Here is a 15154-nt window from a genome sequence, read left to right as displayed (position 1 = left end):
ATCATCATAACTTGGTGGTAAAAGACTTAACTGGTCTTGGTCATAGGTCTTAAAAACTATTTTTCTGCTCATTCTTAAAGTTAAGAATTTACTAGAAAAATTGCAAAAAAAAGACTGCCTTTTCAGACAGCCTCCTATAGCAAAAATGCAAAAATTGCGGGTTGGAGCGTGGTGAATACCTTACGGAATATCGTATCGCCTATTGTATTTTAGTATAGTCTGTTAAATTCGCCAATACTTTTTCGCTCAGTCGCTTAAATGCCTGTTGGGTTCTGCCGGTAGACACTTGCAGGCAATTGACGTTGGGGTATTTTAAAAAGCGTTTGTCGCCCAAGGCTATCAACGTATCGCAATACACGACGTTATCACCAGTAGTCAGCCATTTTTCAAAAGGCTCGACCTCCCAGGAAGGAGATAATCCCGTGTTGAATAATATCTTTCGGTTGCCAAAAGCTTCAAACTCGGCTTTGTGCAGTAAAACGGTGTTTTTATTCAGACAGGTAATGACCACTTCACTGCTGGCCAATACTTCTTTTAATGGTAAAAACTGATAGCCTTTGGCCTTGGCATCTGCTTTTTCACTTCGTGCGAAATAGGTGATGTCAGCACCAAAAAAGCTTAGCGCATCGGCTATCATGCCACCGGACTTGCCCAAGCCGACGATACCGGCTTTCAATCCAGTGATCTCACGCGGAATCGTACTCCAAGGCTGTCTCGGTTGGCCATCTGAAGTTGTGCCAAAGCCGTGCAGGCACCGCACCAATTCACTGATCACATATTCCACCACACCTTCATCGCCATAATCACGAACGCCTTTTACTGTGATGCCTCGTGAATTGGCATAAAGGATATCCACATTAGCACTTTCAGGAGAATAGAGGGAGCAGCACATCCCAATGTATTTGATATTTGGACATTGTTCTAAAATATCCTTGCCTATGGTACTTCTATGACTGACCAATACACCATCGGCGTCGCCAATCCGCTTAACGATTTCTTCAGCAGTTGAGGGCTGGTCTTCATGTAAAATAAGCGTTTCCGCAAAAGATTCTAATTTTTTATTAGCCGAAGGAATCAATTCCAACGGCTCTATTCCAACAAGTTTCTTGAACTTCATTTTTTTATTGTTTTTTGATTTTCAGGGCAGTCAAAAGTGGACTGCCCAATGATTTTTATTCCCACCAGTAGGTTTAAAAACCCTCGAGGTTTTTGCTTAATTATTTCCCGACTGAATACAATCGGACAGGGATTAACTGAATTCGATTTTGACTGACTTTTTAAGTTATAATAGGACACCACTAAATCTTGATTCCCTGCCTGCAGGTTGATTTTAAAAGCGACTTTTACCGAGTGCAGTCGAGGCGCAGTCTACCCTCTAACAGCGTAGCGGTCTATTCTCTAACAGCGAAGCGGTCTATTTAATACGTTAGTGCGCCTCCAACCAATCTTTACCAACGCCCAAATCCACAACCAAAGGCACCGCTAATTCATAAGCACTTTCCATTTCCGATTTGACCATTTTTTTGATATCCTCCAATTCCGATTGATACACGTCAAAGACGAGCTCATCATGCACTTGAAGGAGCATCTTGGATTTAAATTGTCCTTCTTGCAATTTCTTGTGGATGTTGATCATGGCCACTTTGATAATGTCCGCAGCGCTTCCTTGGATTGGCGCGTTTACGGCATTACGTTCCGCTGCACCTCTGACTACGGCGTTTCTGGAATTGATATCCTTTAAATAACGGCGACGGCCTAAAACCGTTTGCACATAGCCATTCTCTCGTGCAATTTCTATTTGATCGCTAATATAATTACGCAGTTTTGGATAAGTGGCGTAGTAGGTGTCAATCAAATCTTTGGCTTCACTTCGCGATAGATCGGTTTGATTGCTCAGCCCAAAGGCGGAAACCCCATAGATGATTCCGAAATTGACCGTTTTGGCATTGCTACGTTGCTCACGGGTCACTTCTTCCAACGGTACACCAAATACTTTTGAGGCGGTAGAGGCGTGAATGTCCTCACCTTTCTTAAAGGCGTTGATCATATTGTCTTCTTGACTCAGGGCAGCAATGATGCGCAGTTCAATTTGGGAATAATCCGCCGCCAATAATACATAGTTCTCATCTCTTGGCACAAAGGCTTTACGCACTTGACGTCCGCGCTCTGTACGAATGGGGATGTTTTGAAGATTGGGGTTGTTGCTGCTCAATCGTCCTGTGGCGGCTACGGTTTGCATATAATCGGTATGCACACGGCCGGTAGTTGGCTCAACTTGAGTTGGCAAAGCATCTACATAGGTGCTTTTCAGTTTTGCCAGTCCGCGATAGTCTAAAATATGTTGGATAATTTTATGATCCTTGGCCAAAACAGATAAAATATCTTCGCCAGTGGCGTATTGCCCCGTTTTGGTTTTTTTAGGTTTTTCAACCAATTTAAGTTTATCAAATAAAATTTCGCCCAACTGCTTCGGCGATGCTATATTGAATTCTTCGCCCGCTTCCTTGAAAATATCGGCCTCTAAGGCTTTGATGTCATTGTCTAGTTTTTCGGATAGGGAATTCAGGAATTTCTCATCCAAATTAATGCCTTCCAATTCCATATCGGCAAGTACCCGCAATAGCGGAATCTCAATCTCATCAAATAATTTTTGGGTGTTGGCTTCACCCAGTTCTTTTTCAAAATGTTCTTTGAGCTGTAAAGTGATATCAGCGTCTTCAACGGCATATTCGGTCTGTTTTTCCAAAGGAACCGTTCGCATGGACAATTGGTTTTTACCTTTTTTGCCAATCAAGGCTTCAATGGGCATTGGCGTATAGTTCAAATAGGTCTCTGCCAAGATATCCATATTATGGCGCATATCCGGATTGATCAGATAATGGGCCAACATGGTATCAAACAATTTCCCTTTGACTTGGATATTATATTTGCGAAGGACTTTTATATCATATTTTAAGTTTTGTCCCACTTTTTCGATGCTCTCCGACTCAAAAAACGGACGGAGTTCTTCAATCAAATTCTGTGCTTCTTCTTGATTTTCTGGGAATGGGATATAGAAACCTTTGCCAACTTCCCATGAAAATGCAATCCCAACCAATTGGGCAGTAATCGGATCTAAGCCAGTGGTTTCGGTATCAAAACAAACGCTGGTCTGCTTCATCAGATTTTGGATGAAGAGTTGTGTGGCCATCCCACCCGTGATACTTTGATAAAAGTGTGAGACGGTGTCCAATGTTTTACGTGTGTACTCCGAAATCGGTTCAGATGGATTGTTGTCATTGGATGGAGAACCACCAAATAAAGAAAATTGACCTGATCCTGCGGATGTTTTTGGATTGTCAGACGGCTTCCCGGCTGACGTATTCTGTGAATTTCCAGCACCAGCAATTTTGTTGGCTTCCGTGCCTCCGTTGGCCATCGCTTCTGGAGTAAAGGTTTTTAGGAAATTATCGGTGAGACGTCTGAACTCCAATTCTTGAAAAATGTTCGTGACCGCCTCAATATCCGGTTCCGACATTTCAAAGTCGGCCTCATTAAATTCCACAGGCACATCCAACATGATGGTAGCAAGGGTTTTGGAAAGCATGCCCAATTCCTTGTTGGCTTCGATGTTTTCTTTCATTTTACCTTTCAGCTGATCAGTATTGGCCAAAAGATTTTCCATACTCCCGAATTGCTTAATGAATTTCTTTGCAGTCTTTTCGCCAACGCCTGGCAATCCAGGAATATTATCGGAAGAATCGCCCATCATTCCTAAGAAATCAATGACCTGTAGTGGTGTCTCGACTTCAAATTTTTTCTTCACCTCTTCAACGCCCCAGGTTTCATAACCACCACCAAATGATTTTGGACGGTACATGAACACGTTTTCCGTGACCAATTGTGCAAAATCCTTGTCGGGTGTGACCATATAGGTGGTGTAACCCTGGGCTTCTGCTTGTCTTGAAAGCGTTCCAATCACATCATCGGCTTCATAGCCTTCCAAGACCATGATAGGAATATGCATGGCCTTAAGAATATTGTAGATATGTGGAATGGCGGTTCTAATGCCTTCGGGCGTTTCATCTCTGTTGGCTTTATAGGCTTCAAATATTTCCACCCGATCTACACTTCCGCCTTTGTCAAAACATACGGCCAAATGGTCTGGTCGCTCTCTTTTGATAACGTCCAATAAAGAGTTCATAAACCCCATTATGGCCGAGGTGTCTTCGCCCTTCGAATTGATTTGAGGGTTCTTGATAAAGGCGTAATAGCCTCTAAAAATTAAGGCGTAGGCATCGACTAAAAACAGTCGTTTTTTTTCTGACATGAATTTGTTTTTTTGAAGTTCATAAAATTACAAAAGATAATTTGATTTGGGCATGAGGAGGCATTTAATATGAAATGGAATGGGAAGTAACAATTTTGATGTTTTTGCCAGAATCCTTATCCTAAATCCAAATATCGTTGACAAACAGACTGTTTTCAACCATCACCAAAAAAATGGTTTTGATGGATTTAATATCGTTGTATCGATATGCTTTTTAAGGTTTTTAGTTTCTGCCTTGTCTGTTGCCCGTATATCTGCTTACGTTTTTTGAGCAATTCTATACTTGTAAAAACCTTTTAAATAAGGGATTGGCCAATGACTTTTTTGAGAAGAATTTCGTGGGAATAAAAAAAATCGAGGCATTTCAATTTATGAATTGCCTCGATTGTAGACTATGTATAAAGACGGATAAAAGACCGACGCTAGCAGGTTTTAACCTCTTTGGTTCTAATTTGTAAGCTTTTTCTAAAAGCCTTGATGCTGATAAGTTCGATACTTTTCTTATAATTTAAATCCGTTACTTCATTTTTTGAAAGGATAGCAAAAGCTGCTTTATCTTCTGTGATTTGTTGAATGGTAACGGCTTTAATGATAATTGCATCATTTAGCTTTACGGTTTCTTTTGAAGTATTTTGACCAAAAGACAATACTGGTAATGCAATTAATGCAATGAGGGAAACTAGTTTTTTCATGATGTCAGAGGAGGGTACGGATTAATTAATAGTACAAAGTAACAACACAAAGTGATTGAAATGTAATATATTAGTTATAAAACATCGATAAACGGTTAAGATGAAATCTTGCTCAAAAAAAATCGATGAAATGCATGAATTTGAGCCATGACTCAATAAATACGTCTTAAAAATATATACCCAAATGGATAATAAATTCAAAGAGCTCTTCACTCGACAAAAGGAAAATCAGTGTAAAATAGGAAACTCTACTTATAGAGACCGTATCAAAAAGCTCGAAAAACTTAAGAATGCCTTGGAGCTTACCCATAAGCAAAAAATACGCGAGGCACTCTATAAGGATTTCAAGAAACCTTTTTTGGAGACGGATTTGACGGAAATCTATCCGGTATTGGGCGAAATAAAATTTGCCAAAAAGAATTTAAAGTCTTGGATGAAAAATCAAACAGTGGACACACCATTGGCATTACTTGGTGCATCATCTTATATCAAATACGAACCTAAGGGTGTATGCTTAATCATTTCACCTTGGAATTTCCCTATCAACCTTACTTTCGGCCCCTTGGTTTCTGCAATTGCTGCAGGTAACACTGTGATTATAAAACCTTCTGAAATGACGCCAAATGCTTCTGGGGTGATGGCAGAAATTGTTAAGGAGTTGTTCAATGACAACGAAGTTGCCCTTCTTGAAGGCGAGGTTGAGGTTTCTCAAGAACTATTGAAGCTTCCGTTCAACCATATTTTTTTCACAGGCTCGCCACAAGTTGGCAAAATTGTAATGAAGGCCGCATCAGAGCATTTGACATCCGTGACTTTGGAACTGGGAGGGAAGTCGCCTACCATTATTGATGATTCAGCCCATCTTGAAACCGCCGTCAAAAGAATCATTTATGGGAAATTTACCAACGCGGGACAAACCTGTATCGCACCAGATTATGTGCTTTTAAAAGCGAATATGAAAGAAGAGTTTGTTTCTCTTTTTAAATCGAAAATAGCAGAATTTTATTCAGAAGATGCTGAAAATTCAGAATCATATTCCAGAATTGTCAATTCCAAGCATTTTGAACGATTGGTCTCATACATTCAGGAAGCAAAACTAAATAACAGTGATATTGCTTCGGGAGGTACTTATAATGCAAAAGATAATTATATCGAACCTACCTTGGTTTTTGATATGCCAAAAGATTCCAAGTTGATGACCGAAGAGATTTTTGGACCGATTCTTCCGGTGAAAACTTATGAACATATTGAAGAAACCGTAGAATATATCAATTCCAAAGAAAAACCGTTGGCCTTGTACATCTTTAGCAAGTCTAAAAAGAATGTTGATTTTATCATGAATAATACACGTGCAGGAAGTGGCTGCGTGAACCATAACCTTCTTCAGTTTTTAAATCACAATCTGCCTTTTGGTGGCAGTAATAACAGTGGCATCGGAAAGGCACACGGGTTTTATGGTTTTGAAGCCTTTTCCAACCGACGGGCCATGATGAAACAGCATACACTTGGAGCCACGGATTTCTTGTTGCCGCCTTATTCCAATTTTAAACAGAAGCTAGTGGACTTGACTTTGAAATGGTTTTGAAATTAGTTTGCAGTCGGCAGTCGGCAGTCTTCAGTCGGCAGTCAGCAGTCAGCAGTCGCAGTTTTCAGTTTGGGCATAATAAATTTATTTATACAGTTCCGCGAAAATTTGTGTCATCTGCGGGAAAATGAAACCTTCTGTTTTAGTTCCGATCGATTTTATATACTCACTTGTTTTCTACTGTTTTTAAATCCGTAGTAAAGAATATAAGCGTAACATAAAATCACGAAAAACAATGCCAATTTAAATCCGATCTGATCTGTCAGAAAACCGAATGTTGGTGGGATGATGGCCCCTCCAACAATAGCTGTACATAACATCCCTGAAGCTTTTGGCTTTAAAGATCCAATGCCATCAATGGCCAAAGTAAAGATGGTTGGGAACATGATGGAATTGAACAATCCTACCGCCAATATGCTCCACATGCTCACCAATCCGGTGGTGCTTATGGAAATTAAGATCAATGTGATGGCAATGGTGGCAAAAATACCCAATACTTTTCCAGGTTTGATAATTCTTGTCAGATACGCACCGGCAAACCGGCCGATCATGGCGCCAGACCAGTAAAAAGTAACAAAAACACCAACAATGGCTTTATTATCACTTTCGGTAATGCCCGTACTGAGGATCGCTTCAACAATCGACTTCATAAAGCCATTTTGTTTAATGACTTCCACCATATTCATTTCTAAAAAGTAATTGACCAAATAGCTCCCAATGGCCACTTCAGCACCTACGTAAAAAAAGATGCCAATAATCCCCATGACCAGGTTTTTGTGCTTTAATGCATCTCTGTAAGATCCAACCGCAGTTTCATTGATCAGTTTTGGAAGTTTTGCGAAGAAAAAACCTCCCGCAATAATGAAAATGAAAATCGCCAATCCTAAAAAGGGCTTTTGTACGGCCGATGCTTCTGAAGCCAAATAGATACCTTTTTCAGCGTCTGATAAGATCGCAATTTCGTCAGTAGTTTTGATTTTATCACTTAGGATGAAAAGCGCGCCAATGATAGGTGCTATTGCTGTTCCTAAAGAGTTAAATGCTTGGGATAGGTTCAATCGGCTTGAGGCGCCATCTTCAGTTCCTAAAACAGCGACATACGGATTGGCTGCCACTTGTAAAATGGTAATCCCTCCCGCCAAAATAAAATAGGCAAGCATGAAAATGCCAAAAATCCTATACGATGCGGCTGGATAAAACAGCAAACAACCTATGGCCATAGTGCATAAACCTAAAATAATTCCTTTTTTATAACCGATTTTAGTTAAAATATAACTCGCTGGAATAGACAGCAAGAAATAAGCACCAAAAAACGCAAATTGAACCATGCCCGCCTGAAAATAGGTGAGCGTAAATAATTCCCTAAGACGAGGAATAAGTGAATCTACCAAAACGGTAATGAAGCCCCAGAGAAAGAAGAGGACGGTCAATAATATAAAGGAAGAACGATAGGATTTTTGTTGGTTCATAATGTATGGTTAATGGTGTTAAGTTCAGAGTTCAGAGTTCAGAATGATGGGTTTAAATGTTTTAATATAAACATACTTGTTAGGTTTTTATCGCTACCAACCGTCAACTGCCAACAGAGGACTGCCGACTGAAGACTGACAACTGCCTACTGCATACGGTCAACTGAAGACCGAATCCCGATCTCATCGACAAATATCCAGCTTTTGCCTTTATTTTCATAACCGGCATGCCATTTAGGGAGTCTGCTCAATTTTTTAGCAACGACTTTAATGTATTTTGCGTTTTTATCTTTTAAATCGAAAGTAATTGTCTTTATTTTGACTTCTTCCGATCGATGGGTTGCGTTGATGCTTTGTTTTCCAATTAATTGAAAATTTTGATTATCGGCCGAAATATAACATAAAACTTCGGTAGGATAGAAAATAAATGAGCGTTGGTCTTGTAAAAAATTGACATTGACGGAATGGATTGATTTTTCTTCCCCTAAACCGACAATGGCCACAACGTCTTTATCTTCATAGCCTTGCCAGGCACCACCCCGAAAATCCTTTGATCCTTTCATGCCGTCAATCAAGGCATTGCTTCCTCCTGCGCTGTATTGGTTGGCATAGGTCGTTTTTAACTCTATGGTCCGATCTGGATCAATTTTATGGAAATCGGTGGCCACAGTGGCACTTCTTTCATCATCCTTTTCAGAATATACTTTTAAAGTGGACGGTTCTGAAATGATAAACGGTTTCTCGTATTTGACGTAAATGGAATCGTCTAAGGTGTAATAAATATCCGTATCCTTTTGGGCATTTTCCAAAATCACTTCAGTTTCACCTTTAAACGCTATATCGCCTTTTGCAATAAATGGGACTGGAACAATTTTAAAGTAGTCTATGGAGGTTGTTGGCACCTCATCGTCATCACTTGCCCAATTAGAAGGCGCATCGGTCATATAAAATTCAAGAATACCGCCAGACAGAATATCTTTTGAGGAAATATAACTTTGATGCCATTTACTGCCATTGAGTCTCACATAGTCGATGTATTTGTTTTTATCAGAAAGATCAAAGGCCTTGATGGTGAAGTTTTTTCCATTCTCAAGATTAATAGTAGCCTTGTCGAATAATGGTGTTCCAATAATATATTGACTTGATCCTGGTGTGACCGGGTAAAAGCCCAGCGATGAAAATATATACCAAGCACTCATCTGGCCACAATCCTCATTGCCGGCAATCCCATCAGGTTCATTTTTATAAAGTTCAGTCAGGATTTGATGGACTTTCTCTTGGGTTTTATAGGGTTTATTGACAAAATTATAAAGGTAAGCCATGTGGTGGCTAGGTTCATTGCCATGAGCATATTGACCAATAAGACCTGTAATGTCTACCATCTCACGTCCTGAAGTGGTGGAAGTGGCACTGAACAAACTGTCTAATTGTGCTTCGAGCACTTCTTTCCCTCCCATTAGTTCTATATGCCCAGAAACGTCCTGTGGCACGTAGAAGCTGTATTGCCAAGCATTGGCTTCGGTATAGTTGAAATTGACTTCATAGGGATCAAAGGGCGTAAACCACGTATTTTTGTAGCGGCCTCTCATGAATTTCGTTTCTGGATCAAAAACATTCTTATAGCTTTGGGCCCGTTTCATAAAAATTTCAAAGTCGTCCACTTTTTCCAGGGCATGCGCCATTTTCGCAATGGTCCAATCGTCATAGGCGTATTCCAAAGTTTTAGAAACGGATTCGCCTTCTTCCTCTACAGGAATAAATCCCAATTCTTTATACGACTTTAGGCCCAGATGGTTTTGATTGGCCGAATGTTTCATGGCTTTAAAAGCCTTTTCGGCATCAAATCCTTTTATCCCATTTAAATAGGCATCGGCAATCACCGGAACTGCGTGGTAGCCAATCATAGTGCCCGTGTAATTGGCACTTAGGTCCCACATGGGCAAGATGCCGCCTTCGTCATACTTTGCAAGAAGCGTGTTGACAAAATCGCTGGTACGTTTACGTTCAATAATGCTGTATAAAGGATGTGCCGCCCGATAAGTGTCCCATAATGAAAACACCGTATAGTAATTGAAATCTTTGGCAGTGTGGATTTTCATGTCCATGCCTCTGTAGCGTCCATCGACATCTTGGTAGAGATTTGGAACAATCATGGTATGGTACAGAGCCGTATAGAAATTAATTTTATAGTCTTGGTTTTCAGTCTCAATCACGATTTTTTCCAATTGTTCTTCCCAGACGCTTTGAGCTATTTCCTTTACCTCATCAAAGGTCTTGTCACCGATTTCAGCTTCTAAATTTTTCTTGGCGCCTTCTTCGTCAACCGCGCTGATGCCTATTTTCACATAAACTGGTTCATTTTTGGGATTATCAAACTGGAATACGGCTTTTTTATGGGTCAAATTCTGCTTTCTTGCAATCAAATCGACCGACATGGGGTGCGAAAATTTTATATAATAAAACAATTTCTGATTGGAAGCCCATGATTTGGAATGGCGATAACCCGTGATTTCGGTTCTAGAAGTCTGTTTTATTTTTGAGGCCAATAGCTGATCACGATGCTCTAAGTCTAAAACGATGATTTGATTTTTTGCCGTTGGAAACTGGTATTTATGGACACCACTGCGCTCTGAAACCGTTAACTCAACGTTGATATCCGTATCTTCCAAATGCACTTGGTAATAACCAGGTTCAGCCTTTTCATTGTCATGGGAGAATTTAGAGCGGTAGCCTTTTTTGCCGTCACTGCCATTGTTGAAAACGACTTCATTGGTGGGCATGAGCAAGATATCGCAATAATCGTTGACACCTGTGCCACTGAGATGTGTGTGTGAGAAACCATAAATATATTCGTCGCTATAATGATAGCCAGAAGCGCCATCCCAACCGTCAAGACGGGTGTCAGGACTTAATTGCATCATCCCAAAAGGCATGGTTGCCCCGGGGTAGGTATGTCCATGTCCACCAGTGCCAATAAAGGGATTGACCAATGACACTAAAGATTTGTCTTTTTTAGCTGGGGTTGTTTTAGATTGATTAGAACAGCCTACGAGTAGAAACAGGGCTGCGAAAGCTAAAAAAAATGACTTCATCATTTAAGGGATTGATATTGCTGCGGAAATATACTAAATCTTAAGGGACGGTTAAATTTTATTACAACATTTTAATACCGGGTTAATTCATTTATCTTTGAGAAAAACTGCTCTTATGCTACGTTGGTTCATAATAATTACATTTTACATTCTCATTTCTATATATGGATTTCAGGCCTTTAGGACAATAACGAGACACGTTTGGATACACTACGCGTTTATTGCCGTTGCTGTGGCAGTTGCTGGAAATTTAATTATACAATTTGCCTTTGGATCTGGCGGTCGGGTGCTTATCCCCTCAAAAAGTTATGCCTTCGGATTTATCCTGACCTATATGCTCTTTAATTCGGTATTGATCTTTTTTTTATTTGGAGAAGATATTTTCCGATTTTTTGTTGGAATACACTCTAAATACTTTTCTACAAGGGAATCATTCCACATGCCATCCAGACGAAAATTTATAAGCACAATAGCGATGGGTGTGGCGGCTATTCCTTTGGCTTCAATGCTTTACGGAATGTATAAGGGTAAGTATAATTATAAAGTTATTAGGCACACCTTGCATTTTGACGATTTGCCCGAGGCTTTTGATGGCTATAAAATTACTCACATCAGTGACATCCATTCAGGAAGTTTCGATAACCGATCAGAAGTTGTCAACGGTATAAATATAATCAAGGAGTTAAAGTCGGATGTTATAATGTTTACTGGAGATATGGTCAATAATCGAAGTTCAGAATTGCTGCCTTGGAAGGACTTGTTTTCCGAGTTGAAAGCTGATGATGGCGTGTTTTCAATATTGGGAAACCATGACTATGGCGATTATATGGACTGGGATTCGGCAGCAGAAAAAGAGCAGAACTTTGAAGAATTAATACAGCTCCAAAAAGATATGGGCTATGACCTGCTGCTCAATGAAAACCGATTTATTGAAAGAAACGGTCAGCGTTTGGCAATTGTGGGCGTTGAAAATTGGGGGAAAGGGTATTTTAAGAGAGCTGGCGATTTAAGTAAAGCTGCAGACGGTGTTAAACCTGACGATTTCAAAATATTGTTGACCCATGACCCAAGCCATTGGGACGAGGTGGTCATTAATGACGATTACCATTACCACCTGACTTTAAGCGGACATACCCATGGTATGCAGTTTGGGATTGAAATTCCAGGATGGTTCAAATGGAGCCCTATCAAATACAAATACAAACATTGGGCCGGTGTTTATAAAGAAATGGGACAATACATTAATGTCAATAGAGGTTTTGGCTATTTGGGCTTTCCAGGTCGTGTTGGGATATGGCCGGAGATTACGGTAATTGAACTCAAAAAAGGACCCAAAAAGGCGATCGCATAATGTTATTATTGTGCATACCATTCGTATGAAAAATGCAAGTTGAGGCAGGCAACAAGCTATTTACGTATGTTTTAGGTTAATAAAAAAAAAATAAGTAGGTTTGTAATAGCACATCTGATCTAAACATTAAAATGTATGTCAAAATTTGGGGAACTCATAGATGTCGATATTCCTGTCTTGTTGGATTTTTTTACAGAATGGAATGAACAATCTATTGCAATGCATCCTGTGTTAAGAGATGTAGCTGCTGCTCTTGGAGACAAGGCAAAAGTCATCAAGATAGATGTTGATAAAAACAAAGAATTGGCCGAAGCACTTCGCGTTAAAGGTTTACCTACACTAATTATCTATAAAAGAGGCGAGATGAAATGGCGTCATAGCGGAGAGCAGGATGCCGATACGCTTATTAATATCCTCCAAGAGTATATTTGACAAATTCCTACGCATGCAGGAATTTCTTTTTGAAAGACCACCAAGGATTTTATTGAAAAAGTTGACTTAATATCTTTAAATGGATAGCTTTTGACTAACATCTTTCAATTAAACTGAGCATCTTGTTTTTCCCTTCTTTCCTTGTATCGTCAAAGGCGAAAATCGATATATGAAGCTCATCGCAATCACGTTCTACAAGCCTATTTCTTGAGTATATCATCTTGCGCGAAATATTGGTTTCTTTAAAATCATAATCGATAGATTAAGTAAGGTTATTTTTTCCAATAAAATGTGATCGACTAAATATAGCATGTGCTGATTACTTTTTTATAAATTTAATAGGAGTGTTGTTTTTTAAATGGAGAAAGTAAATGCCCGCTGTCAGGTCCTTGATTCTGATTTTAGAATTGGTATGTGGCTCCACTAATCCTTTGTTCACCATTTGACCAAGGCTATCGTAAATAATAAATTCCGTTGTATTTGGAATATGGCCCATATTCAAATAGTCTGAAGAAGGATTTGGATATACTGTTAGTGCAGTAGTTTCAAATTCATTTAAGCCCAGTGTATTTTTTATGAGTATGATTCTATTGGGATTCTCTTGCATGATGAAGATACCCATGTCATTGACTTCAATATCTATTGGGTCGTTAATACTACTTGATATTTCGGTTCTCACGGGTTTGGTAGAAGTAAGATCAATAGTTGAAATGGTTCCGCCATCGTTTTCAGCAATATAAAGGATGTTTTTATAGATTCTTATGCCCATAGGTTTATCAAAACCGGACAAAAATAGTTCAGGCGTGATATCGTTTGTTGAAGGGTCAATCACGTCAATAGAATTGGTTCCCGCATTGGCAATATATAATGTCGTATCATTATAGACCGCAAGTCCGAAAGGAATAAAAGTTGTTGAAGGTGCAGCCACAGCTGCCAACAAGGTACTGTTTGTAGATGCATTTGGATCATCATATCGGCCCACATATCTTGAAGTGGTGGTATTACTTGATACGTAAAGAGAAGATCCGTGCCAGTGTAAAAAATTGGGTTTGTTGGCTGTGGCATATCTTGTCACCTCAAAATTAGCGGAAGAGAGGTCCATCCTTGAGACTTGATTGGCATCAAATTCGGCTATATAGAGAGCATCACCATTTAGGGCCAGTCCGTTAGGATTGCCCATCCCTGAAGCCAAAAGCTCTGGTTCTGCATTTGGAATGGATAGTGCCAAGCGATATACATTATCATCATCAGTGTAATACAAATGTGTGCTACTAAGTACCATCCGGCCAGGATCTGTCATTCCTGTGACTAACTCTTTGATTTGAGAAAAGACTGTATTACCAATAAAGTAAAAGCAAATTATGAGTGCGTATTTTTTCATGATATGGATGTTTAGTTAAACATCGTGCTCTCAAAAAAATGTCAGCATTATTTTTTATAAAAAGTGAATTTAGTTCATTCGCCTTTCCTAAATAAATGAAGAATTTTAGAGGTGTCAATATAACAATACTGGATGATGACACTTTGAATTTGTGATGGATTTATAGACGTTCAAACTTAAAACCCGACTCATTAAAATGGTGCAATACCTTTGGAAGTGCGAACATCATGTTTCGGGAAGCTTTCACACTATCATGAAAAACAACAATGCTCCCTGGGCGTGCTTTGGAAATTACATTTTTGGCGCACTGTTCTTCTGATATGGAATCCTTCCAATCAAAGGCTAAAATATCCCACATTATAATTTCGTAACCTAAGGTCAATAGACGCCTACCTTGTTGCGGAGTGATCTGTCCATAGGGCGGACGGAATAGATTGGCCCTGGGTGAACCTTGAGATCGGTCAGCATGCAAGGTTTGGAATTTGGAATTTGAAACTTGGTAATCGATGATCTCCTCTGTCTTCAAAACTTGATCCACATAAACCTCACTACTGGTGGTCCAACCTTTTGGGTGCGAATAGGTGTGGTTGCCAAGCGTATGGCCATCTTTTAAAATGTCATGGAAAATCTCCGGGTGTTTTTCAATATTATTGCCGATGCAGAAAAATGTGGCCTTGGCATTAAACTCTTTTAGAATGTTTAAGGTCCAATGCGTAATTTCTGGGGTAGGTCCATCATCAAAAGTCAAATAGATGGTTTTTTGATCCTGAGGCATATTCCAAATATAGTTCGGGAATATGCCTTTGATCAATTTTGGTGTTCTTATGGGAATGAGGTTCACAA

General features: G+C 39.6%; 10 protein-coding genes. 3 read left to right on the top strand and 7 right to left on the bottom strand.

All coding sequences use genetic code 11. From position 1 onward, the window contains the following. Nucleotides 1–199 precede the first annotated feature (199 nt). The 3 genes from G6N06_RS15955 to G6N06_RS15945 all read right to left on the bottom strand — a co-directional run bounded on the left by G6N06_RS15955 (nt 200) and on the right by G6N06_RS15945 (nt 5001). Nucleotides 200–1117 (bottom strand): NAD(P)-dependent oxidoreductase, encoded by a 918-nt coding sequence (locus tag G6N06_RS15955; protein ID WP_163517781.1) that lies wholly within the window; start codon nt 1115–1117, stop codon nt 200–202. Nucleotides 1118–1426: 309 nt separating this feature from the next. Then, the gene (gene polA / locus G6N06_RS15950; RefSeq protein WP_163517780.1) at nt 1427–4309 is read right to left on the bottom strand and encodes a DNA polymerase I; all 2883 of its coding nucleotides are present in this window, start codon (nt 4307–4309) and stop codon (nt 1427–1429) included. Nucleotides 4310–4731: 422 nt separating this feature from the next. Beyond that, entirely contained in the window at nt 4732–5001 is a 270-nt protein-coding gene (locus G6N06_RS15945) for a hypothetical protein (protein ID WP_163517779.1), read from the bottom strand. A gap of 172 nt (nt 5002–5173) precedes the next feature. Between G6N06_RS15945 and G6N06_RS15940 the strand changes: the two genes are divergently transcribed. Then, on the top strand, nt 5174–6586 hold the full coding sequence (locus G6N06_RS15940; protein ID WP_262890119.1) for an aldehyde dehydrogenase family protein: 1413 nt from the start codon (nt 5174–5176) through the stop codon (nt 6584–6586). A 158-nt stretch (nt 6587–6744) separates the two neighbouring features. Here G6N06_RS15940 and G6N06_RS15935 read toward each other — a convergent pair whose 3' ends face one another. Together G6N06_RS15935 and G6N06_RS15930 are read right to left on the bottom strand one after the other, a co-directional pair. After that, nucleotides 6745–8055, bottom strand: coding sequence for a sugar MFS transporter (locus tag G6N06_RS15935; protein ID WP_163517777.1), 1311 nt, complete (start codon nt 8053–8055; stop codon nt 6745–6747). 146 nt (nt 8056–8201) lie between these two features. Continuing rightward, complete coding sequence (locus G6N06_RS15930; protein ID WP_308469763.1) at nt 8202–11150, bottom strand: GH92 family glycosyl hydrolase; 2949 nt, start codon at nt 11148–11150, stop codon at nt 8202–8204. Between the two features lie 112 nt (nt 11151–11262). Between G6N06_RS15930 and G6N06_RS15925 the strand changes: the two genes are divergently transcribed. Both G6N06_RS15925 and G6N06_RS15920 read left to right on the top strand, forming a co-directional pair. Beyond that, on the top strand, nt 11263–12498 hold the full coding sequence (locus tag G6N06_RS15925; protein WP_163517776.1) for a metallophosphoesterase: 1236 nt from the start codon (nt 11263–11265) through the stop codon (nt 12496–12498). Nucleotides 12499–12633: 135 nt separating this feature from the next. Further along, the gene (locus tag G6N06_RS15920) at nt 12634–12930 is read left to right on the top strand and encodes a thioredoxin family protein (RefSeq protein WP_163517775.1); all 297 of its coding nucleotides are present in this window, start codon (nt 12634–12636) and stop codon (nt 12928–12930) included. A gap of 319 nt (nt 12931–13249) precedes the next feature. Here the strand turns inward: G6N06_RS15920 and G6N06_RS15915 are convergent, their stop codons facing one another. Both G6N06_RS15915 and G6N06_RS15910 read right to left on the bottom strand, forming a co-directional pair. After that, entirely contained in the window at nt 13250–14311 is a 1062-nt protein-coding gene (locus tag G6N06_RS15915; protein ID WP_163517774.1) for a T9SS type A sorting domain-containing protein, read from the bottom strand. A gap of 160 nt (nt 14312–14471) precedes the next feature. Beyond that, nucleotides 14472–15152, bottom strand: a complete 681-nt coding sequence (locus G6N06_RS15910) for a polysaccharide deacetylase family protein (RefSeq protein WP_163517773.1) — start codon at nt 15150–15152, stop codon at nt 14472–14474. Nucleotides 15153–15154: the final 2 nt, after the last annotated feature.

The organism is Gelidibacter japonicus, assembly GCF_010725055.1.
Lineage (GTDB): Bacteria > Bacteroidota > Bacteroidia > Flavobacteriales > Flavobacteriaceae > Gelidibacter > Gelidibacter japonicus.
This window is presented reverse-complemented; position numbering and strand designations above follow the sequence as displayed.

What these genes read in the sequence shown, in the direction of transcription:
- G6N06_RS15955 (WP_163517781.1), bottom strand. Translation starts at nt 1,117, where the DNA reads ATGAAGTTCAAGAAACTTGTTGGAATAGAGCCGTTGGAATTGATTCCT.
- polA (WP_163517780.1), bottom strand. Translation starts at nt 4,309, where the DNA reads ATGTCAGAAAAAAAACGACTGTTTTTAGTCGATGCCTACGCCTTAATT.
- G6N06_RS15945 (WP_163517779.1), bottom strand. Translation starts at nt 5,001, where the DNA reads ATGAAAAAACTAGTTTCCCTCATTGCATTAATTGCATTACCAGTATTG.
- G6N06_RS15935 (WP_163517777.1), bottom strand. Translation starts at nt 8,055, where the DNA reads ATGAACCAACAAAAATCCTATCGTTCTTCCTTTATATTATTGACCGTC.
- G6N06_RS15930 (WP_308469763.1), bottom strand. Translation starts at nt 11,150, where the DNA reads ATGATGAAGTCATTTTTTTTAGCTTTCGCAGCCCTGTTTCTACTCGTA.
- G6N06_RS15925 (WP_163517776.1), top strand. Translation starts at nt 11,263, where the DNA reads ATGCTACGTTGGTTCATAATAATTACATTTTACATTCTCATTTCTATA.
- G6N06_RS15920 (WP_163517775.1), top strand. Translation starts at nt 12,634, where the DNA reads ATGTCAAAATTTGGGGAACTCATAGATGTCGATATTCCTGTCTTGTTG.
- G6N06_RS15915 (WP_163517774.1), bottom strand. Translation starts at nt 14,311, where the DNA reads ATGAAAAAATACGCACTCATAATTTGCTTTTACTTTATTGGTAATACA.